The sequence below is a fragment of the Paenibacillus thalictri genome (assembly GCF_004307995.1).
Classification (GTDB): Bacteria; Bacillota; Bacilli; order Paenibacillales; family NBRC-103111; genus Paenibacillus_AF; species Paenibacillus_AF thalictri.
In genome coordinates this window covers 206,941-229,571 of the sequence record NZ_SIRE01000014.1, presented here as the reverse complement: position 1 = coordinate 229,571, position 22,631 = coordinate 206,941, and the positions used below count along the sequence as shown (strand labels likewise).

The 22,631-nt window shown below is 53.4% G+C and carries 18 protein-coding genes and 1 pseudogene; 2 read left to right on the top strand and 17 right to left on the bottom strand.

Annotated elements, in window-relative coordinates; genetic code table 11:
- The 5 genes from EYB31_RS20535 to EYB31_RS20515 all read right to left on the bottom strand — a co-directional run bounded on the left by EYB31_RS20535 (position 1) and on the right by EYB31_RS20515 (position 6,718).
- On the bottom strand, positions 1–1,749 hold the full coding sequence (locus tag EYB31_RS20535) for a sensor histidine kinase (RefSeq protein WP_131015278.1): 1,749 nt from the start codon (positions 1,747–1,749) through the stop codon (positions 1–3).
- 202 nt (positions 1,750–1,951) lie between these two features.
- Entirely contained in the window at positions 1,952–3,343 is a 1,392-nt protein-coding gene (locus tag EYB31_RS20530) for an FAD-dependent oxidoreductase (RefSeq protein ID WP_131015277.1), read from the bottom strand.
- Between the two features lie 37 nt (positions 3,344–3,380).
- The gene (locus EYB31_RS20525) at positions 3,381–4,919 is read right to left on the bottom strand and encodes an extracellular solute-binding protein (protein ID WP_165452513.1); all 1,539 of its coding nucleotides are present in this window, start codon (positions 4,917–4,919) and stop codon (positions 3,381–3,383) included.
- A gap of 48 nt (positions 4,920–4,967) precedes the next feature.
- Complete coding sequence (locus EYB31_RS20520) at positions 4,968–5,828, bottom strand: carbohydrate ABC transporter permease (RefSeq protein WP_131015275.1); 861 nt, start codon at positions 5,826–5,828, stop codon at positions 4,968–4,970.
- Positions 5,822–6,718: an ABC transporter permease gene (locus EYB31_RS20515; protein WP_131015311.1), complete on the bottom strand. Its 897-nt coding sequence runs from the start codon at positions 6,716–6,718 to the stop codon at positions 5,822–5,824. The genes EYB31_RS20520 and EYB31_RS20515 overlap by 7 nt, the downstream gene beginning before the upstream one ends.
- A gap of 243 nt (positions 6,719–6,961) precedes the next feature.
- Here EYB31_RS20515 and EYB31_RS20510 point away from each other — a divergent pair, with 243 nt between their 5' ends.
- The gene (locus tag EYB31_RS20510; protein ID WP_131015274.1) at positions 6,962–8,614 is read left to right on the top strand and encodes a stalk domain-containing protein; all 1,653 of its coding nucleotides are present in this window, start codon (positions 6,962–6,964) and stop codon (positions 8,612–8,614) included.
- Between the two features lie 97 nt (positions 8,615–8,711).
- On the opposite strand, the gene EYB31_RS20505 is transcribed toward EYB31_RS20510, so the two are convergent.
- Positions 8,712–10,058, bottom strand: coding sequence for a sn-glycerol-1-phosphate dehydrogenase (locus tag EYB31_RS20505; RefSeq protein ID WP_131015273.1), 1,347 nt, complete (start codon positions 10,056–10,058; stop codon positions 8,712–8,714).
- A gap of 259 nt (positions 10,059–10,317) precedes the next feature.
- Here EYB31_RS20505 and EYB31_RS20500 point away from each other — a divergent pair, with 259 nt between their 5' ends.
- On the top strand, positions 10,318–11,103 hold the full coding sequence (locus EYB31_RS20500) for a DeoR/GlpR family DNA-binding transcription regulator (RefSeq protein WP_240762649.1): 786 nt from the start codon (positions 10,318–10,320) through the stop codon (positions 11,101–11,103).
- Between the two features lie 69 nt (positions 11,104–11,172).
- Here EYB31_RS20500 and EYB31_RS20495 read toward each other — a convergent pair whose 3' ends face one another.
- The 11 genes and pseudogenes from EYB31_RS20495 to EYB31_RS20445 all read right to left on the bottom strand — a co-directional run bounded on the left by EYB31_RS20495 (position 11,173) and on the right by EYB31_RS20445 (position 22,543).
- Entirely contained in the window at positions 11,173–11,358 is a 186-nt protein-coding gene (locus tag EYB31_RS20495) for a hypothetical protein (RefSeq protein WP_131015271.1), read from the bottom strand.
- 15 nt (positions 11,359–11,373) lie between these two features.
- Positions 11,374–12,105 (bottom strand): SDR family oxidoreductase, encoded by a 732-nt coding sequence (locus tag EYB31_RS20490; RefSeq protein ID WP_131015270.1) that lies wholly within the window; start codon positions 12,103–12,105, stop codon positions 11,374–11,376.
- A complete protein-coding gene (locus EYB31_RS20485; protein WP_131015269.1) occupies positions 12,102–13,181 on the bottom strand; it encodes a zinc-binding dehydrogenase in 1,080 nt (359 codons plus the stop codon). Before EYB31_RS20485 ends, EYB31_RS20490 begins: the two co-directional genes overlap by 4 nt.
- A 39-nt stretch (positions 13,182–13,220) precedes the next feature.
- On the bottom strand, positions 13,221–14,294 hold the full coding sequence (locus EYB31_RS20480; protein ID WP_131015268.1) for an NAD(P)-dependent alcohol dehydrogenase: 1,074 nt from the start codon (positions 14,292–14,294) through the stop codon (positions 13,221–13,223).
- Between the two features lie 15 nt (positions 14,295–14,309).
- A pseudogene (locus EYB31_RS20475) lies at positions 14,310–15,762 on the bottom strand (CoA-acylating methylmalonate-semialdehyde dehydrogenase).
- Between the two features lie 17 nt (positions 15,763–15,779).
- Positions 15,780–16,934 (bottom strand): iron-containing alcohol dehydrogenase, encoded by a 1,155-nt coding sequence (locus EYB31_RS20470; RefSeq protein ID WP_131015267.1) that lies wholly within the window; start codon positions 16,932–16,934, stop codon positions 15,780–15,782.
- Positions 16,935–16,951: 17 nt separating this feature from the next.
- Positions 16,952–17,794 carry a sugar phosphate isomerase/epimerase family protein gene (locus EYB31_RS20465; protein ID WP_131015266.1) on the bottom strand — a complete coding sequence of 281 codons (843 nt, stop codon included), beginning with the start codon at positions 17,792–17,794 and terminating at the stop codon, positions 16,952–16,954.
- A 25-nt stretch (positions 17,795–17,819) separates the two neighbouring features.
- Positions 17,820–19,007 (bottom strand): carbohydrate kinase family protein, encoded by a 1,188-nt coding sequence (locus EYB31_RS20460; RefSeq protein WP_131015265.1) that lies wholly within the window; start codon positions 19,005–19,007, stop codon positions 17,820–17,822.
- 90 nt (positions 19,008–19,097) lie between these two features.
- Positions 19,098–20,261, bottom strand: a complete 1,164-nt coding sequence (locus tag EYB31_RS20455) for a Gfo/Idh/MocA family protein (protein ID WP_240762647.1) — start codon at positions 20,259–20,261, stop codon at positions 19,098–19,100.
- Positions 20,258–21,091 (bottom strand): class I fructose-bisphosphate aldolase, encoded by an 834-nt coding sequence (locus tag EYB31_RS20450; RefSeq protein ID WP_131015264.1) that lies wholly within the window; start codon positions 21,089–21,091, stop codon positions 20,258–20,260. The genes EYB31_RS20455 and EYB31_RS20450 overlap by 4 nt, the downstream gene beginning before the upstream one ends.
- Before the next feature lie 27 nt (positions 21,092–21,118).
- Positions 21,119–22,543 (bottom strand): FAD-dependent oxidoreductase, encoded by a 1,425-nt coding sequence (locus EYB31_RS20445; RefSeq protein WP_131015263.1) that lies wholly within the window; start codon positions 22,541–22,543, stop codon positions 21,119–21,121.
- Positions 22,544–22,631: the final 88 nt, after the last annotated feature.

The window sequence follows — 22,631 nt, the reverse complement described above, 5'->3', positions numbered from 1 at the left end:
TCACTCTCCTTGTTCATACGGCTGCGAGATGAGCAAAGGCATGCGGATTCGGGCCAAAGTGCCTTTTCCCGCCGTCTGTATCAGCTCGAAGGAGGCTTCCCCGCGAAAAAGCAGCTTAAGCCGCTCACGCAAGTTATACAAGCCGATTCCCCGTTTGCGGCGCGAATCCGGTGTCTCTGCGCGGGTAATCGAAACGCCGGTGCCGTTATCCTCCACTTCCAGCACCAGCTTATTTCCAAGCGAAACGGCTCTGACGATAATCCGGCAATCTTCCTGCTCCTCATGAAACGCATGGTGAATGGCATTTTCCACTAACGGCTGCAGGCTCAGTTTTGGAATAAGCCCGTATTGAAGCGAATCGTCGTATTCGTAAGCAATCTGAAAACGGCCGTTAAACCGGAAATTTTGAATATAGGCAAACGCTTTCACAAGATGAATTTCGTCTTTCAAATGCAGCAACTCCAGGTCCGTATTTAAGCCGGTCTCCAGCAGCACGCCAAGCGATTTGCACATTTCATATGTAGCCTGATCCTGATGCTGATAGGCGTTCCATTTAATCGCGTTTAACGTATTAAGCAGAAAATGCGGGTTCATTTGCGACATCAGCATCTGAAAACGCAGCGCTTCCTTTTGCCGTTCTTCGATCCGCATTTGCTCGATCAGCCGCTCCAGGTCGGCCGTCATACGGTTAAACGTCTTGGCTAACCCCAGCATTTCCCCCGAAAAACGATCCTCAGCCAATCTGGAGTGAAACAGCTTCTTTTGTACAAGCTCGGACATTTTCCGCTGCATCAATAACAAGGGGCGGGTTAATGTGGATACCGTCAAAAAGGTAATGAAAATAAACAAACAAGCCAATATCAAAAAGGAAATAAAATATTCGATCTTCACCTTGGGAAGATCGCCGAAAAATACTTCGAGCGGCACGCTGCCCACCAAATACCAATTCATTGAAGGTATGGAGGCAACCGTAATTAAATTTCGGGTTTTGTTGTCAATCGTATATTCGGGCCGCGGGGACATCTCCCGCAATTGATTTATAACGTCGGACGGCGGCGGGGACATCCCCGGGCTCGTGCCGGACAAGACATGCTCCGCTTCATCCATAATAAACAAATGCTGCTGGATGGGAAAATAACTGACCCGCGCTTTAAGCCATCCGATATAATCGAAATCCACCCTAATGATGCCGGCAGCAGGATCGCCTTCTTTCACCAGCAACGTTAATGTCAGCTTCATATTGGCGCCTTCGGAATGCGTCCATATATACGCTTTATGGCGGTTGACTAAATCTTGTGCCAGGGCTTCCGTAGAAGCGGAGATATCCGCTTGGGCGGTCGAATAATGGACGGAATCCAGATCGGCTATCGTAAATTGAAACAAATTGGAATAGGGCTCAAACACGGGAAGAATACCGTTGATTTGCCGGGACAGCAGCAATTTCTCCCCTTGCGGGGTGGAGCCGTCACTTGCTTCTCCCAAGCGGATCGCTTCCTTCAGCTCATTTTCCTGGCTTAATCGAATGGCCGCCTTGAATACAAGTCCTTTCAACTCCTCAATTTCCGAACGTATCTGCCCCAACTGGCTGCTGCATTGGTAGCCCAGCTGCGTTTCTAGGGAACTCTCGATACGGTTATAGTTGCGAATGTTTAATAAGGAAAAAGGAATAAAAATAAACAGCATAAATACAGCGAACAGCCTGGTCTTTAACGTCTGTGGGATGAAGTGTCGAAGGATGGCTTGGTACATGACGGAGTTCTCCCTACCTGCATGATCTAGTCCGATTATCGTCGCATACCGGGCTTCCTGTCAAACCCGACTTTGCAGCACAACCTCTCCAACCCGTGAGTGCGTCCCGGCGTCTTATGGCGGTGGTCGAACCCCGCCGGTACAAGCTTCTTGGGCAGCGGCGGCAGCCTTCTAGACTGTCGCCGCCGCTGATCTTATGAACTTATGAACGAGTCATTGCGGAACTAAGCGAAGTCTGGGGCAGAAACGCATTTGCTTTGCGCAGCGTCTCGACCAACTCTTCCGTATCCAGCGTACAAGCCGTTTGTCCGGTGCGGATCGCTTGCACCGCAGCCGTGCCCGCTGCTTGCCCCATCATGGAGCATGCCGGCTGAACCCGGATCGAACCGTGCACCATAACATCGCTGGACACGCAGCGTCCGGCGACCCACAAGTTGTTCCAGCCTTTGGGAACCAGAATGCCGTAAGGAATGCCGAAGTATTCCCCTTCCTTGAGCTTAAAGCTTTTTTCCTTTTCGATCAGATGCCGTTGGTACGCCTCCTCCGAATAATCATAAGGATGGATGTCGACAAATTTGTTAAATACGCCGATCTGGTCGGGGAATTCCCGTTTGGCCATATAATCGTTAATGTTCAGCTCGTATTCGCCGACGATCCGTCTCGATTCGCGGACACCGATCAGTGAAGCGGTTGTGACATGCTCCAGATTTTCACAGCCGGGTATGTACTTGCGGTAGAAATGCAAGTATTCCTCGGCAATTTTTCTTCCCAACATAATCCCTTCGGTGAGATCCCGGCAGCGCAGCGCATTTAAGTTAAACAGATGCCCACCGTTCAAATAACCTACGTTATGGCCTACTTTGGACATGCCGACCAGAAACGGGTCCGGCTGGGTAAAATGGCCGGCCTGAATCGCTTGCCGTACTTCGGCTCCTTTCTGTTCGTTCACCGTCCTTTTCTTCTCCCAATCGATGCCGACAAACAGCGAAGGCAGCGTGGCCGGCATGATGTTAGGCGTATCACGACCCGCTTCGCGGCAAGCGGCGCCGCTGAGATCCGCCAATATAGCGTCCCCTGTGCAATCGATAAACGCCTTTGCTTTAATAAAACGGTACCCTTCGATATTATGGGTCACCACGCCGTTCACCGTCCTGTCGGCGGCCGATACGTCAACATCGATCAGCCGCGTGAAAAAACGAACCTCAACTCCCGCCTGAACGACCAATTCATCCAATATGCGCTTGTAGCCTTCCACTCGAAACGGGGACCAGCGATGATAAAATTTGCGCCAGCAATTCGGGTCGATGCCCGGACTCATATACCCCCGAGAGTACATCGTCTCGACAATTTCTCTCATAATGCCGCCGACCAGCATCTGCTCCCCGTTAGCCATCGGATCAAAGGCGGTCACCAAACCGGAGGTGCCCATCCCGCCCATACATCCGGTAGCTTCGATCAGCAGCACTTTGGTGCCCAATCTTGCCGCGCTGATTGCAGCCCCGACTCCCGCCGGGCCGCCTCCCGCCACAACAAGCTCGTAACCCTCATCAACGGGGATCGTTCTTTCCAATTTAAATCCGATAGATGAAGTCATGTAATCTCTCCGCCCTTCCCTTGTCAGATTTCCCTGCTTATTTGATATAACCGAGCTCTTTCACTATTTTCTGGGCTTCATCGATATATAAGTCATACTTATAAGTACCGGATAATGTTTTCAGAAAATCGGCATATTCACCGATCGGACGTTTCCCGTATATGAACTTTACAAGTTCCTCCTGAGCATATCTCTTCGCATCGGCTATACTAAATCCGGCCGGCGGCACAACCGAGCTGTCAAAGCTGGTCAATCGCGGCGCGTTAATGGCAAACTCGCGGTCTTTCGTATTGTTCGGAAATTTGGCCAAGTTATAGGAATTGTTGGGCCGCCCTGCCATTTGGTAGTTGTTGAAGTAATTCCCTTCCTTGGCCATCAGCTCCGTGGGCACTACATTCCCGTCCTTCTTGTTGTAGTGTTTGCCCTCCAATCCGAACATGACCAGTTCCAGCCCTTCCTTGCCGGATACATAGCTGATGAGGTCCAATACTTTCTGAAGTTTGGCCGGATCTTTCTCCAGCGACTTGGACATTGCGTAATACCGTGAAGGCTTCTCCTTGTCGAATACGTCGAAGTATGCGCCGCCCGGTCCTTTGGGGGCAGCCAGCTGTACCCATTTGGCCTGAGGGTTGACTGCCTTATATTGAGCGACAAATTCATCTTTGGAAATATCGTACCACGGTGCGTACATGATGCCAGCCTTGCCTTGGAACGCCTGATCCCGGTAGTTGAGCGACTTGTTCGTCATCACCTGCGGCATCACGACGCCGGCGTCTACGAACTTCTTGATTGCCGTCAAAGCGTCGGGCATCGCCGGGTCATAATAAGCGTTGACATATTTGCCGCCCTTCTCGTAAAAACTGTCGGGGCTTCCCACGCCATATGCGCCGAACAAAGGAGTGAACGCCGCCAGTTCGGTTCCTGTAATCCCGAAGGTATCTTTCTTACCGTTACCGTCAGGGTCGTTTTCCGTGAAAGCAACCGCCACTTTAAACAGATCGTCCAGCGTTGTCGGCGCCTGCAGCCCCAATGCATCCAACCAGTCCTGCCGAATCCAGAATGTGTGCGAAGGTTCGTCACCCGTCCTAGGGACCGCATACGACTTCCCTTTCACAGTGCCTTTCTTGATAATTCCTTCCCCCACCGTCGAAATGTAAAAATCTTTTGTCGCCTTCAGCTTTGTATCCCATAAAGAAGTGAGGTCCAGCAAAACCCCCTTCTCGGCAAAGTCCTTCAGTTGAGCCTGGGAAACTGTAAACAAGTCGGGCACATTGCCGCCGGCCACCTTCACGTTAAGCTGGTTATCGTAATCGGCGCTGATCGCATTAACTTTGAGGGTAATACCGAGTTTTTTATTGAGCGTATTGGCGATGTCGTCTTTGTCCTTTTCGGGCATGCCGGTACCGGATAAAGAAAAATTGATTTCAACCGGCTTGTCTTCCTTCGCCGGCTGCGCAGCCTGCTTGACGTTCGAATCGGCCGTGCCGCCGCCGCTTGCGGCGCAACCTGCCGCCGTTGCGAGCGCTACGGGAAGCAGGAGCGCTGGAACCGCTTTTTTCAACTTGAGTCGCATCATATACCCACCTTTTTTTCTCAAAATTATACGTAATTTAATCGTTTTGCATTATCCTTTGATAGCGCCCAACATCATGCCTTTGGTGAAATGTTTCTGCAGAAACGGATATACCGCCACAATCGGAGCCGAAGCCGCCACGACTGCGCTCATCTGCAGCGTCACGGTCGGGATCGTTTCTTCCATATTCGTGTTGGATTGGCGGGATAACATCAGCAGCTCGCGAATGATAACCTGCAGAGGATACAACTCGCGGTCGGTCAAATACATAATCGCCGGCAAATACGTGTTCCAATGGCTAACCGCATAAAACAATCCGACAGTTGCAATGACAGGCAAAGAAAGCGGTATCACAATTTGCGCCAGCACCCGAACCTCCTTCGCTCCGTCCATTCTAGCCGCTTCAAACAGCTCTCCCGGCATCTGCTCGAAGAAACTTTTGACGATCAGCACATTAAAACCCGAGATGGCCGTAGGAAGGATAAGCGACCATACGGAATCGATCAGTCCGGTCGCTTTGACCACAAGATATGTCGGAATGATGCCTCCGCTGAACAGCAGCGTAAATACAATGATCATAAGAAACATATGGCGGCCCGGCAAGCTTTTTCTGCTCAGCGGATAAGCGGTCAAGAGGGTCAGGAGCAGATTCAGCGCGGTTCCGGTCAGCGTGACAAATACGGTAATGCCCAATGAACGGACAATCCCCGATTGCATCAAAATCTCCTGGTAAGCAGCCAGCGTAATGCTCCGCGGTATGACCACATAACCGCCGTTCTTCAGTACTTCCGCATACGGGGTCAGCGAAACCGCCACCACATAAAGCAGCGGGAACAAGACAACCACGCCGAACAAAATCAGGCATGCCTGGACCATGCCGCCAAACAAACGATCCCCGGCGCCCGCTACCATATTCCTTCCCCCCACCTTTTGGCCAATTGATTCGAAGCGATGACGAGAATGAGCCCTATGCATGATTTAAACAATCCTACCGCTGCCGCCAGGCTGAAGTTCAACTGTTCCAGCCCTGTCCGAAACACCCACGTATCGAGGATATCGGCAACTTCCAGCACCTGAATGTTGTACAGAATATAAATCTGCTCAAATCCGGCATCCAGCACTTTGCCCAGTTTGAGGATCAGCAATAACACGATTACACTGCGAATGCCCGGCAATGTAATATGCCAGATCACTTTCAGGCGGCCTGCACCGTCCACTCTGGCGGATTCATACAAGGAAGGATCGATGCCCGACATGGCGGCTAAATAAATAATCGCTCCCCACCCCGTATCCTGCCACACCTCCGAGCCGACAAGAATGCTTCTGAACCAGGCGGTTGAGCTCAAAAAATTGATTTCACTCCCTCCCATAGAAACAATCCACCGATTGATTAAACCTGAGTCCTCGGATAACAGCGCCAATAAAATCCCGTAAATAATAACCCATGACAAAAAATGCGGCATATACGTAATCGTTTGAATTCCCCGCTTCAGCCATTCCGGCCTGCATTCATGAAACAAGACGGCCAAAACAATAGGAGGCACGATGCCAAATACAAGCTTGTATATGCTGATGAGAAACGTATTGGTCAACAGCTGCGCAAAATACGGAGATTCATAAAAGTATTGAAAATGCTTGTACCATGGGGAGGCGACAGGGCTGCCCGTTATGCCTTGAAAAATATCGAATTCCTTAAAAGCGATTGTAATACCGTAAATCGGGATGTACTTGTAAATGACAAAATAAACAAGTCCGGGAAACAACATCGCATAAAAAATACGATGATTCCATATGGATCGCATGAATACCGGCCGCCGCCCTAACGGCGGAATGGCCTTCGAACGTACCGCCAACGGATACCCTCCTTTCTGTTCGGCGCTGCTGCCTCTGAAACAAGTATAATGCGAGGGGCTAAGGCAAATAAGGAACAAATCCTGATACATGAGGGAACAAAACTTTGAATTTAATATGGTGGACACAGCAACTTTAATGGGAAATCCACGTCCAATTTTTGACATCAACATTTGGAAAAGAGGGAAACTCTTATGCTAACCGCAAGACGATTGGCAAAACGGGCTTTGGTCATGATTGCCGCATTGGCCATCTGGTGTTCCGGTTCTGTCATTCCTGCAAACACAGCAAGCGCCTACTCATTTAAGTATTGGTCGACTCCTAACACCGTTGTCGGACTCACAAGGCCGCCGATCTTCTTTTATCTGGAGACGGATATGCCGGACACGCCTAGCGCCTACAAGATGAACATCAACGGAGAAGACGTTAACGTCATTTACGACCGCACACAGCAAACATTTTCATATACGCCGACAAAAGATTTGGCCCCCGGTACATATAAGGTGACGTTAACTTTCACCTATTACGGCTATGAACCGATTGCCAAGTCATGGAGCTTCACTGTGGCCAAAAATGCGCTTCAGCAGCTGCCCTCGCCGACATCCGAGCAGTTGTCGGGATTACAGGCCGTAAACGATTATCGGATGATTTACGGGCTTAAGCCGGTGGAAATCAACGATCGGTTGAATGCAAGCGCTTCGGCTCACGCTAACTATTTAGAGACGAACAAAGTACAGCAAAAAGGCGGAAACAACGCCAGTCTGCACGACGAAATATCGGGCGCCAAAGGGTTCATCGGGAAAGATCCGTTCGCACGGGCCAACTATTACGGCTATTCTTCGAGCTTAAGCGAAGATGCCGCTTATACCGCCGGAACGATGCAAAACTCCATCGACATGCTGTTTGATGCTCCCTACCACCGCAAGCCGTTCCTTGATCCCAACGTAACCGCGATCGGATTAGCCAAAGCCGGGAATTACACCGTCATCGAATTCGGCATGGGTTCCTCAGTTGCGCCGCAGCTGGTTGTTTCTCCGGTTCCCGGGGAACGCATGGCGCCGACAACGTTTAAGGGCTATGAAGAACCTGACCCGCTGCGCATCCATAAAAGCAACGATTACCCTGTAGGGTATCCGATCATGGCGCAGTATTACGGCTCCGACATCGAAAAAGTCAAGCTCATTAGCGCTCAGCTGCAAACGAGTTATGACAAACCCATCGAGCTTCTGACCAATGCTCCCGACAACGACGATAAGCTGACTGGCGCCGTTCTATTGATTCCAAGCAAACCGCTGCAAGAAGATACCAGCTATCGCGTGAAGCTGAACTTGCAAATCACAAAACCGGGCGGCGACACGGAGAAAGTAACCAAAGAGTGGGATTTTACGACAGAACCGATAACCGGCATCGGCAAGAAAAAGCTTCACCAGGATTCAGCTGTTTACAGCAAAAGCTCGGTGACCGGTTCGTCCGTTCAACGAATCGCCAGCTTCGGACTAGACGCCAGCGATTACACCGTGGATGGCGTCAGCTTTCCGATGAAACGGCCCCCGGTGATCGTAGACGACTCCTCGTATTTGTATATCCGCGACCTCGCCGCCGCGCTTGGCGCCAACGTCGAGTGGGACGATGAGAAACGCGCGGCCGTGTATACGAAAGGCGATCTCAAGGTCACCTTGTATACGACCAAAAATCAATATGAAATGGCCGGCAGAGTACAGATGACCGATACGCCGGCGCGGCTTGTCGGAGAAAATACGATGGTACCGGTACGTTTGCTTTCCGAAGTGCTCGGGGCAAAAATCAATTACACGGAAGCAACGCGCAGCGTGGAAATTATTTATTAAGAAAAACATCCGAGCCGAAGCCCTTTCGGCGCAAATACTTTACGCTTAAACTCAAGGACCGCCGGAAAATTCTCCGACGGTCTTTTGTTGCAGCCAGCTATATATGCGGCGCTTCTCGCGCCTTCTGCAGCACATCGTCAATAAAGCGCTGCAGCTCGCCTTGTCCTTGCAAAAAGTCCAGTATCGTATAACGGGACCGTAATTCCTTGGCATGCACAAAAGTATCGCGAAGCATCGCCTCATCTACTCCGATATAACCTATTTCCCACGGAATCCCCATAGTGGTAAGCGCTTGTTTTACTTGAGCGAACAACTCCATTTCAGGCTTGAGCAGTTGCAGCAGTTGTTCAAGTGTGGGATGGTTTGTCTTCCAGCAGCCCCGGCGAGCTTCCATCCACTCTTGTTTCTGCATCTGAGCATCAATAATCTCATTGGCTGAGGTTCCATAAAACAGCTGCATTTCCCGCTGCCAATCCTTTGTGATCCCATAATTTTGCGGTTCTATCACTCCTTTTAACGAATCCAGATTGCTGTAAAATTCCATCATCCAATGTGCGGCATAGCCGACCTGAATGCCATGCGGCGCATACTCACGCAAATGCCGGCTTGCAAAGAAATCCCATAGATGCGAACAATGGTGCTCGCTGCCGCTTGCGGGCCTGGGACTATCCGCCATAGCGATGGCAACTCCGGATTGGACAAGCCCGGCAAACAGCATTTTGACGGCGTGAGCTTCTCTCTTTAACAATTCTTCAACATGTTGAATCACTTCAATCAACGAATCGCGAACAAGCTGGTAAGCCTTATTACAAAAGTATTCACCGTACAAAAAACAACTTAACTTCCAGTCGGATAGGGCGGTGATTTTGGCAATCAGATCTCCGAATCCGGATTGAATCAGTACCCATGGCGCTGCACATAATACACTTGGCTTCGTAAATATCGCCTCCGGCGTTTGAGCTTGTTTTGTTATTTTTAAGCCATTCAACAGCAGCGGCGCAACATTTGAAGTAAATGCATCACCGGAGGGCGCAGTGGGGATGGAAATATATCGGATACGTTCCAAAAACGTTGTATAACGGACAATATCGTTGATAACTCCTCCGCCTACGGCCAGCACCACTTCCACATTATAAGTCCTAATCAGCTCCTTTACCTTATCAATCGCCTGCTCATCCGGTAAAAGCCGGACACTTCCAGGAAATACATAAGCATGAGGCGATAATCCCACCCGCTCCAATTGTTCGAACACTTCTTGCCCCAGCGCTTTGTTAGCGTTCTCATCGGCAATAATCAAAATCCGGCTCATTTGCTCCGATTTCAAATATCGAGACAGCGCATTCAGCATATTTTCGTCAATTTCGATCAGTCTGATAGGGATAACATGATCCCTTCCGCAAACACATTGATGAATGAAATGATCTTCTTTGCTTAAGGCTTCCATGCGTTTTCTTCACACTCCTTTTTTCTAAGCACAATGAACAACAATAGATTTTATCTTTTTTTATCTTTTTATTTCATATTTTGAAATTTATATTACAATTATTGTATTGTCAACAAGATTTTCCACGATTTTTTATCTTTTATTATCTATTTATATAATTATTTAATTTCTTTTATTATCTTTTTTTGCTATTTCGTTGACTCTGCCCTATCTGAATTGTTATGATCAATGCGATACGTTATTTTCTTAAGTTACGAAGGTGAACCCCTTGTCCAAACTTTTTGCATCCGAGAGAAGAACCAAAATTTCCGAGTATTTAAATGAGCACAAGCGTGCGACGGTTCAGGAACTATGCAGACTACTCAAAGTAACTCCTGCGACGCTGCGCTCCGATCTTGATTTCCTTGAATCCGAAGGGCTTCTTGAACGCACGCATGGCGGAGCTATGATGAAAGCGAGCGGACGCTCGGAATATTCGTTTTCCAACCGCCAGTTGAACAACCTCGACAAGAAATTATCGATCGCTATTGCAGCCGCCAATTTGGTTACGCCCGGGCAATGTATCATTTTGGACGCCAGCTCTACCGCTCTTGAACTTGCCAAGGTGTTAGCGCAGAAGGAAATGCGGCTCACCGTGATTACAAACGGGATTAACTCTGCCATGGAATTAAGCAATAATCAGCTGATCACGGTCATCTTGATCGGAGGGGTTGTCAGAAGCGGCTCGCCGGTGCTTGAAGGAAAACTTGGCAGCTCGATTTTATGCCAGTTTGATATCGACACCATGTTTGCTTCGGCAACCGGCTTCAGTTTTGAGGATGGGTTATCGGATTTTAACGTATACGAGGTTGAATTAAAAAAACTAATGGCAAAGTTTTCGAGGAATGTCGTCGCACTTATAGACAGCAGCAAAATTGGCGGCAGTTCCATTGCCGCATACGCTTCAACCAAGCAGATCGATACGCTGATTACAGACCGGATCGCCGATCCGGCACTGCTGGAAAAGCTGCACAAAGAAAAAATTAACGTGGTTGTTACTTCGTGAAACTGTGTCGAAATGAAAAAAAAGCCTGAGCAGGTCGAGTGAAGAACGATTCGCTCCGGTTTTACTCACTCATCGCACCGCTTTCCAGTCCGCCCGCTGCCGATGGGCGAAGCCAGCCGCCTGCTGCTCGGCAGCAGTGGCGGCTAAGCGCGGCAGCAATCCGGACCGGATCGACGGCGCAGAGATAAGAGCATATATGGCTGGATGCGGATACGAATTATGAGACGCGAATAAGGCGAATCGAACCGCAGACACGCAGGCGAGGCTCCGCTATAGCGGAATGACCTCCTGATTCGTGCCCCACACGACCAGTTCTTCAATCGCCGCTCGCTGCGGCAAGGAAGCCATCAAATATGCCGACGCCGCCACATCCTCTGCGGTCAGGGAATCCCCGTCCAGCCCGTACAACGCCCCGGCCGCTTGCGAGAATTCCGTCTCGGACGCTCCCGGGACAAGCGTGCCGACACGCACGCCGTGCGGGCGAAGCTCCGCGTACAAGCAGCGGCTGAGACCGAGCAGCCCCATTTTGGCAGCGGTATAGACGCTCCAGGAAGGCCATGCGTGTTTCGCGCATGCTGAGGCCACATTAATGATCACGCCGGAGCGCTGCCGTTTCATCAGCGGAATGACCGCCTGGCAGCCCTGAATCGCCGTCATCAGGTTAATTTCAATAATTGTCTGGATTTCCTGCTGCGTATACGTATCGAAAGGTGCGATGCGCACTCCGCCGCCGGCATTATTGATTAGGACGTCCACGCCACCCCACAACTCCACTGCGCGGTCCACCATAGCCTGCGCCTCTTCAAGCCGGCCCATATCCGCCCGAATATATTCAATGGTTGCGCCGGGGCACGCCTTTTTCGTCTCCGCTGCGGTCATTTCCAGCTTCTCCGGGCGTCTCCCGGAAATAAGCACCTTGCTGCCTTCCGACGCAAATTTCAGCGCCATCGCTTTGCCGAAGCCGCTTCCGCCTCCGCTAATCAGCACCACTTTATCGTTCATGCCCGCACCTCCGCAATGTCATCATAGGTTAAAATCACTTTTGCCGCCTGCTTCGATCTGACCAGTTCAAAAGCCTGCCGCCACTGGGAGAGCGTCATCCGATGCGTGATCACACTTTTCGTGTCCAGCTTCCCCAGAGCGAGCAGCTTCAAGCAGTTTCTCCACGATACGATGTCGTAAGCAAAATGCCCTTTTAACGCGATTCCTTTGTTGACCAGCTTATCCAGCGAAAAATCCGGCGCCTCGGCATCAAACCCGATCCGGTTGATTTCCCCTCCGGCGCGGACGATGTCCATCGCTTCCTTCAGCACCGAATTGGGACCGGCGCAGTCTACCGCAAGCGCGACCAGTTCCCCGCCCGTAATCTCCTTAACTCTGGCGACCACGTCCTCCCGATCGTAATAAACGATATGGGTCGCTCCCAGCTTGCGGGCGATATCGAAACGCTCCTTGTTGCGCGAGGAGGCGATCGCTATAATGTTACCCGCTCCCGCAAGCCTGGACATTTGAATGGAAAACAAACCAAGCGCTCCTACCCCATAGACGGCCACATCATCCCCCGGCAAAATATGCGATTCTTGAACGACCGCTTTATAGGCGTTGCAGGCCGGATCCAGAAGCGCCGCCTCCTCGTAGATGACGTGATCGGGGATGCGGTACAAGCAGCGGGGATGTTTGCGTAAAATATCGCCGTCGATCCTCACATACTTCGTGAATCCGCCGTCCATCCCGTACCCAAGTCCAAGCCGCTGCGGACAGTTTAAGAAATCGGCTCGCGCGCACGCATAACACTCCCCGCACACATAGCCGGTGTTGTCGGAAACGACGCGGTCCCCCGGCTTCCAAGCGGTTACCCTCCTGCCGGTCTGCACGACGACGCCTGCAAATTCATGCCCCAGCACAACCGGGGGGTTCAAGTATTCCGGGTGCTCGCCAAGATGAAATCCGAGATCGGAGCCGCATATGCCGGCCGCTTGGATCTCGATCAGCACATCGTCATCGCCGGCCTGCGGCTCCGGCACATCCCTAAGCTCCGTCTCTCCGTTTCCGTAACCGTACTTCACCAAAGCTTTCATAGGTTAGACACCACCGTTCCGCATTAGAAAATCCATTGCTCAAAATCCGTTGGGATAAATGATCGTTTTGACGCTGGCACTCTTATTGGTTGAAGCATTAACCATCGCCTGCTGCGTGTCCCTCAGCTCAAACCGGTCCGTAATCATCGCGTTTAAGTCCGCAAGCTTCGACGACAGGATGGATATGCCCTGCGGATACGTATTCGCATAGCGGAAAACGCCGTAGATGTCGATTTCGTTATCGGCGATAAACGGGATATTCAGGCCGATCTCATCCTGCGGCGGCAGCCCGACAATGGACAGCTTGCCCCCGCGCCGCAAGGAGGCAAGCGCGTTCTGCAGCGCTTTCGGATTTCCGGCCGTCTCGAAAGCAACATCCGCTCCTCGCCCTCCGGTCAGTTCCTTGATCCGGACGACGGGATCCTCTTCGCGGGCATTGATCGTATGGGTCGCCCCCAGCTTGCGGGCCGCTTCCAGCCGGATCGGCTCCAGATCGGTCACGATAATGTCCCGCGCCCCAAATGCCCTGCCAGCGACGATAGCCGTCAGCCCGACCGGCCCGACGCCCATAATCGCCAGCGTGGATCCGGGCCGCAAGCCCGATCTTTTGGCCGCATGGATGCCGACGGAGAACGGCTCGTTCAGCGCAGCTTCCTCAAACGACAGCTCATCCGGTATCGGGAACACAAAATCGTGCCTTATCGCGATATATTGCACAAAAGCGCCGTCATAGGGAGGTGTCGCCAGAAACCGCACATCCGGGCACAAATTGTATCGGCCCGTCTTGCAGGCATCGCAAGTACCGCATGTCACACCCGGCTCCACGGCCACCCGGTCGCCGGGCTTCAGCGTTTTGACGCCGCGGCCGCATGCCGCCACGATGCCTGAGCATTCATGGCCGAGAACAATCGGCTGCTTGACAACGTAGGGGCCGATCCGGCCGTGCTCGAAGTAATGCAGATCGGAGCCGCAAATCCCAACCGCCATGACCCTGACGAGCACCTCGTCGTCCGCCGGCTCAGGCACCGGCCGCTCTTCGATTCGAATATCGTAAATATCGTGCATAACCGCCGCTTTCATCGTTTGGGGTACGGTTAACTGACTCGTAGACATAAGCTCGCTCCTCCGTCAAAAGAATTTGGACGTGATCACCTTTTTGCGAGTGTAAAACTCGACTCCGTCGGACCCATTGGCATGAAGATCGCCGTAGAATGACTTCTTGTAGCCCGAAAACGGGAAAAACGCCATCGGCGCCGGAACGGCTACGTTAATTCCAAGCATTCCCGCATCGATGCCTTCCCGAAATTCGCGGACCGCCTTGGCGTCATTTGTGTACAAGCAGGCGCCGTTAGCGAATTCCGACCGGTTGGCGATTTCCATCGCCCCCGCCAGTGTTTCTGCCGTCATCACCGATAGCACCGGCGCAAAAATCTCGTCCCTCCAAAGCTCCATCTCCGTTGTGACGCCGGAAAAAATCGTCGGTCCGACAAACGAACCGGCTTGCTCTACCCGGTCGGATCGGCCGTCTCTTAAGATGCGGGCTCCCTCCGCGATGCCGCGTTCGATATACCCCAGCGTGCGCGTCTTATGTTCTTCCCGGATGACGGGACCAAGAAATACGCCTTGGTCGAGGCCGTTACCGATGCGAATGTCATCCGCCAGCCGAATGAGCCTGTCTATCAGCGCCTCGGCGATTCCGCCGACGGCCACGACGACCGAAGTCGCCATGCACCGCTCACCGGCCGAGCCGAACGCCGCGTTGATGATATTGGCGGCAGCCACATCAAGGTCCGCATCGGGCAGCACGATGGCGTGATTTTTGGCGCCGGCCAGCGCCTGCACTCTTTTGCCATGAGCCGCGGCTTCCTTGTAGACGAATTCGGCGACCGGCTGCGAGCCGACGAAAGAGACGCCTTGGATGCCGGGATGCTCCAGCATGCCGCTCACGACATCGCGTGAGCCGTGTACGACGTTGAACACGCCGGACGGCAGCCCTGCTTCCGTCAGCAGCTCGGCTAGGCGACCGGCCAAATGCGGCGTTCGTTCGGAAGGCTTCAGCACAAACGTATTGCCGCAGGCGATCGCCAGCGGGAACATCCAGCAAGGAACCATCATCGGAAAATTAAACGGCGTAATCCCCGCCATAACCCCTAGCGGATAACGGTACATGCCCGACTCAAGTCCCGTAGCGATATCCGGCAGCTGCCTGCCCATCATGAGCGTGGGCGCTCCGGCGGCAAACTCCACGCACTCAATACCCCGCTGCACCTCGCCAAGCTTCGGTCAAGCTTTTACCGTTCTCAAGGGTGATCGTTTCCGCCAGCTCATCCCAGTGCTGCACCAGCAGCTGCTGGTATTTGAACAGAATTCTCGCCCGGCGCGGCACCGGCACCTTTCTCCAATCGGCAAACGCCGCCTGGGCCGCCTGCACCGCATCCGCCAAATCCCGCCGGTTTGAGAAGGGAACATACGACAGCAGTTCCCCTGTTGCCGGATTCACGACGGCTTCCGTCTCCCGGGAAGAAGCTTCCACCCAGCGCCCTGCAATATAGTTGTTTAAGATGTGTTTGCTTGCTTCCATCCGACTGTCTCCTTTGTTCAAAAATGATAATCGTAGGCCGTACGGTACAGCTCCACGATTTCCCGATGCGTGGGAATCCTCGGGTTATTGGCCGGACTGCCGCTCGCCAGCGCATCCGCAGCCATCTTGTCAAGCCGAAGCTCGAGAACATCCGGCGTAATGCCCCACTGTTTCATATTCACGATCTGCAGCTGCCTGCATAAACGTTTAATCCAGCCGACGGTGTCCTCCGGGCTCTCCAGACGTTCATCCAAAACTCGTCCGATCCGGATCAGCTTCTCCGTACACTCCTGCTTGGAATATTCCAGCACGGCCGGCAGCAGCATGGCGTTGGATAACCCGTGCGGTACATGAAACAAAGCTCCGATCGGCCGGGACATTCCGTGCACCAAAGCTACGGATGCGTTGGAGAAAGCCATTCCCGCAAGCAGCGAACCTAAGGCGACAGCGTCTCTTGCTTCAACTTGTTGTCCATTTGCGTAAGCATCGGTCAAATTCCGGGATATGAGATCAATCGCTTTGAGCGCATACATATCGGTGACCGGCTGCGATTTTCGCGAAATATATGCTTCGATCGCATGGCATAACGCGTCGACACCGGTGGCGGCCGTCACCGCGGGCGGACACGACAACGTAAGCAGCGGATCGACCAGGGCTACCGCCGGCATAAGCAGCGGGTCTGCGATCATCAGCTTCACTTCCGTGGACGTATCGGTAATGACCGTCACCTTGGTCGCCTCCGAACCCGTCCCTGCCGTCGTCGGGACGGCAACAACCGGAATCGAGCCGTGCTCGAACCGCCGCTTCCCGGGCATATAGTCGTGTAAAGATCCGTCGTTTGTTGCCAAAATGCCTACCGCCTTGGCCGTATCGATGCAGCTCCCGCCTCCTACGGCAACAATGATGTCGCATTGCGCCTGCTTGCAGATTTCCAGCGCTTCCCGCACATATAGATCGGTCGGCTCTGTGCCGATACCCGTATATTTCACGCAGCGGATCGCTTCCGCTTGTAACAGGCGCTCGCAGCGCTCGACCAGCCCCAGCCGCTCCATCACCGGATCGCTGACGATTAGCGCCTGTTTGCCCAAACGAGCGGCGGTTTTGCCGAGCTCATCTAACGATCCCCTGCCATACACAATGTTCTTTGGTGTGATCAACTGTTGGACCGACAACTCGCAAGTCCCCTTTTCTAATTCAGGATTAAATCGGGATAGAGCGCTTTCAAATGGTTCAAGCTGCGGCGGATCCCGTCCTCGACATCATGCGCCGGCTCGTATTCGATAAAATAAACGCCGTCGTAACGCATCGAATCAAGCAGCGTTTTCCAATCGATATCGTCGTCGCCGACTCCGCAAGCGACCCAATGATCCTGCGTCCGCTTCCAGTCTTTTAAATGGCAATAGGTAATGCGATTTCCGAAGAGCCCGGCATAGTCCGTAAGCGGACGCGGGTCCACCGCCTTTAAATTGCCCGGATCAAAATTAATGCCCACCCGCTCCGGCAAATCGCCGAGCAGCCTCTGAAGAGATGACCACTGCGTCGAGGTCGTATGACTGTGAATAAATCCGTCACCTGCGGCGGTAAGCCGCCCGTGTGTTTCAATAGCAATAACCATGCCTAGTTCGCTGCACAACTCGTCAGCTTCAGCCAACGCTCCGAGCATTCGCTTCCAGCGCTCCTCCGTCATCCGCTTGGCAAGCTCGAAGCCGCTAAAAAGCCTTACATGGGTCGCACCGAGCTGCGAGCACAGACGTATGTCCTGTTTGGTCTGCTCCACCATGTTTGCATAATCATCGGAGTTCTCCAGCGTAAAGTCGTTTTCCAAACATACGTGTCGAGCCAACAAGCCGTAATCGGCGAGACAATCCCGAATGTTCTTTATGTCCTTGGCTGACATATCGTGACCCAGCCTGCCCGCAAAGTCCCCTCCGATGCCAAGCTCCATATGCCGGAATCCGAATTCCCGGGCGATCCGGCAGTGCTCTTCAAAGGGAAGTTCGCGGAACCCCCATTCTCCTACTCCTACTAACATATGGCTCCTCCTTATGATGATCCGTTTAGAATGACCCGCGGCAGAACGGTCCGCGCCAAACGTTTTCCCCCGGTTCCATACGCCATCCCGGCCAAGTTAAGCTTCCCGCGTTCCGCTCCATCGTCTGCATCATCCGCTTGAGCTCGCTCCAGGCTGGAATCGCCGAGACGGCATCCTTGCCGGAGACGCTGCACGCTCCTGCCGCAACCGCCGATATCGCCGCTTCCTCAGCGGATTCGCCGTGCAGCAGGCCGGCCAGAAAGCCGGCGATGGTAGCGTCGCCCGCCCCCGTAGTGCCGTTAATCGGGACCACGTAACAAGGAGCTAGCAGTTCGCGGCCCGCCCAAGCTTCTGCATCGATGCCGGTCGCTTTTGCCAAAAAGGACAGCTTCCCCGGGACGGATGCCGTCCTGACGTACAAGCCCCGCTCCCCCAGCTTGATGCCAACTACGGCAGCGCCATAACTTAACAATTCGTCAGCCAGTTCTCCTAGGAAACATCCGTCTATCAAAGCATCGACAGCCCGCAGATTCTGCCGCCGAAATTCCAAATACCGCTCCCGGCGCAACATAAAAAAGATTTCTTCAAAGCTGGGCAGGAACACATCCACTTCCGGAAGCACACGCTCCAAATACAGCCGCCAATCCACCAGTCCCGCTTCGGTATCCGGCTCGACAAGCGCCATGTCGAGTGATGTAGCCACTCCGCTGCTATGAGCTTTTTTAAATAAAGCGGCCATCTGTGCACCGCCGTCTTGGTAGAACCGCCGCAGCAGCGGAGGATACCCGAAATGCAGCAATTTGACGCCTTCCAGCTTATGAAGCGGCACATCGTCAAGAGCAAACGTCGCATTGGCCCCGGGGTCGTGAAGGATCATCCGGTCTTCTACCATCGAATCCAAAATAATCGAATAAGAAGTGCGGCCGTCCGCAGCCACAATGATGGAGTCCGCCAGGTCTTCCCCGAATTCGGCAATCAGCTTGAGCGCCACGGAGCCAAACATGTCCTGCCCCAGCTTGCCGGCCAGCCTTGTGCGGATGCCAAGCCGATGCAGCGCAACGCCGGTATTAAACACGGCCCCGCCACACGTGGCGAACATCGGGCCGACCGGAACCAATCTGCCCGGATGCAAGGCGGCAAGGCCGTTCCTCAGCTCCGGCCGCAAATCCAGCGAAATATGCCCGGCAACCAAAATTTCCGCCGGTCCGCTCATATGTATATGCACCTCCTTCTTCTATACAAATTGATTCAATGATTCCCATGGACAAAGATCAGCGGAGAAAAGTGATGCCTATCGTTTCGTTCAACTTATATCTCCGAGTTCTACCGTCCGCCCCTCGCGGTACGAGATCAGGGCAGCGGTAAATACCCGGTGGGCTTCCGCCGTTTGTTCCGGGGTCACGCAGCGGACGACCGGTGAAATCCGGCCGTTCGCCAATTCGTCGCAATAAGCGGCCCACATCTGCAGTAAAGAGTCGGAGAAGCCAAATTCGAAAATGCTCCCCGTTACCGTAGGATAAGCCGAGGCATACGGGATATCTTCATAAATCCAGCCCATTACGTGGCCCGGCGCATACGGCATGTATTTGATCTGCTTCGGATATTGCGTGGAAAATTCGGCCGACCACTGCGTTCCTTTAACACGGATAAACCAAGTGTTCGCATGCCCCGGATCGATTCGTTTCATGCTGAGCACCATCGGAAACGGCTGTCCGTCCGCCGACGCCTCGCACGCCAGGATCGCGTTATCCCATGTATCGCAAGGCACCATCACGCCGTGACCGTCGGGCCGCTCCTTCACGATATTGCTGAGCAGCGCCCTTACGTTGCGGATATTCCAGCCGAACTGCAGCGGCAGATGCAGCACATGCACACCCAGATCCCCCATGCAGCCGTATTCGCCGTTGGTTGCTGTCCGCCGTTTCCAGTTGATCGGCTTGAGCGGATTCAGGTCGCTGCTGTGCAGAAATCCCGCTTCCACTTCGATGATCGAACCGAAGCGCCCTTCCCTCACCCACTGCGCCATCTTATACGCCCCAGGGAAAAACGGGAATTCCGACGCACACCGGACTACCGCCTGCGGGTGGTGCTCCAATTCCTTCAGGATGCCCCGGTTCGCCTCCTGATCGATGCCAAACGGCTTCTCGCCAAGCAGGTGTTTGCCGCTGCGGATAATGTCGCGATACAGCAGCTCGTGAAGATGATGCGGCACCGCGCAATATATTGCCTCGATGTCCGGGTTTTCCAGCAATTCCTCGTAATTCGCCGAGACTTGCCGGATTGTCGGCACATTCCGCACAAACCAATCCAGCGCCTCCGGATTGGAGTCGCATACCGCCACAATCTCCGGTTTAAAATCCAGATCCAGCAGATGGCACCATCTTGCCGCCACGCTGGCAAATTCCCGGCCCATCAATCCCGCGCCGATGATGCCAAATCGGATCGTTCGTGCTACCGCCGTCATCATGCATCGCCACCTAGAATAGCCATCGCTTCCGCTACACTGGCCGATTCATGGACAATGGCCATCAGCGCTCTTGTCATTCTCTCCGGGTGCGGATGCTGAATGACGTTGCGGCCGTATACGATACCCGAAGCGCCCTGCTTCATCAGCTCATGCGTTGAAGCAACGACCTTCTCATCGGCAATCCGGCCGCCTCCCCTTACCAGCACGGGAATACCGGAAGCCGCTTCGATCACCCGATGATATTCCCCAACGTTGTCGCACGGATCGGCCTTGATCAGATCGGCGCCGAATTCCACCGCCTGGCGGACAAGCGGAATGATTTTCTCGATATCTCCGTCGACCATATATCCTCCGGCTATTTCATTTGCCTGCATGACAAGCGGTTCAACCATCAGCGGCATGCCGTATATGTCGCATTCCCGCTTCAGCGCAAATACGTTGCGGACCGATTGGTGGTGAAGCTCGGGACGCCCCGGCACAAGCAGCAGATTCACGACGACACACGCCGCATCCAACGCAAGCGCCTGTTCCACGGGGCGATCAATCAGCTCGCTGAACAGATGATGATGCAGCGTTTTGTTATAAAAGTTGCCGGCGTCCGTTCTCATCACCAGCGATGGCTTACGTTTGCCGGGAATTTGCTGCAGATGCCTGGCTTGGCCTACCGTCAGCTGAATCGCATCGGGATTCGCTGCGGCGATTTTGCGTACCGCACCGGACATATCCTCGATGCCGGCAAGAAAGGACAATTCGTTAAAAAAACCGTGATCAAACGCAACGTCAAAACATTTGCCGTCCTCGGCAAATAAGCGATTAAGTCTGGGTTTCATCGTAGTTCCGCTCCTCGTAAAGTGGTGTCATAAGTTCCAGCTGCGAATAATCCGCTCTCGCAGCTCGTCAATCCGCAAGCGTTTCCGCAGCTCCTGAATCTGAATGTCGCCAAGCCCGGTGCCTTCCTGGAGCGCAAGCGCAGCCCCCGTTCCGGCGGCCTCCCCAAGATCCATCATCGTCCGGGATAAGCGGCAGGAAGACGCAGCGATATGCGAAAAAGAGGCGCCCCGTGACGCAACGGCCAGATTGACGAACTCCTTCGCCAGCAGACAAGAGTACGGAATGCCGTAAGGCTGGGGAAGCTCCTTCAGATTAGCTCCCTTTACGGCGGTTCTCCCGTGGGTGTCCAGTGCATGATCGGCAAAGGCGATCAGCTCGTCCTGGCGCTCCTGGCACATAAGTCCGTTCCGCACATCCTGCTCCTTCAACACGTAACGTCCAACCAGCCGATGCGATTCCCGAATACCGACCAAGGGAAACGCCATCTGAAACCGGAATGAACCGAAATAGGCGGGACATAATCTTTTTAACCAATGCCAGTGCACAAGCGCCCGGATCGTCCCCATCTCTTTGGCCTGCCCGTATGGAAGGGAGTGGAAATATTGCCCCTCGAATACGGGCAGAACATTCATGTTGAAATCCCCGTTCGGATAAGTTGCGATAAACGTGACCGGATGTTTGTCTTTGATCCACTGTTCGGCTTCCTGAACGTAAGGATGATCGGGCAGCGTTTCCGCTACGGGCTCCGCCAGCCTCTGAACCCGGTATATTTGCGAAACCCCGTTCACCGTTAAGCTGGCCGCCTCCGGAGCGGACGGCTCGCCATACATCGATGCGCTGTCTTCCCCAAAGGCCGTCTTGCAGCCCGCCGCTCTGGCCAGATGAACGCCTCCCGAGCAATCGATGAAATACGACGCACAGATCTCCACCGGCTCGGGATCGCCTTCGGTCTGGATCACAACCGAACGGATTCGTTCCCCTTCCGTATGGACCTCGACAAATCGGGTGCGGTATAAGATGTCCACCCGCCCGGTTTCCAGCAGCAGCTCCTCCATAACACGGGACATCACTTCCGGTTCAAAATGGACACGCCGCCACAGATCTTTTTCCAATGCGGAGCGCCGCAAAGAACTTTCGTACTCCAGCCCCGGGTCAACCTCAGAAAGCCCAAACGGCTCTTCCTTTGAGGTATATTTATGCGTTGTCTTGCCGACTCCGATCGCGCCCGGTACCGCTTTCAACCGGTTAAATAGCTCATTATGCGCGCCGAGTCCGGCAATACCCGGTTCCCAGTTATTGACTCCCCCCAAGGTAGAGGTGCCTCCCAGCCCGTCCATGGCCTCGATCAGCGTCACTCTCGCCTGCGGATTTTCCCTCGCGCTGCGCAGCGCCGCTCCGAAACCGCCCGAACCGCCGCCGACAATCAGAATATCGGTGTGTCTCCGTTTCATTCGTCATCCTCCTCCGCGCGCCGGCTCTCGCCGCCGCTTACTATCAGCTTACCGGAGGAGGCTTTGCGGAAAAACCCCGCATTCATTA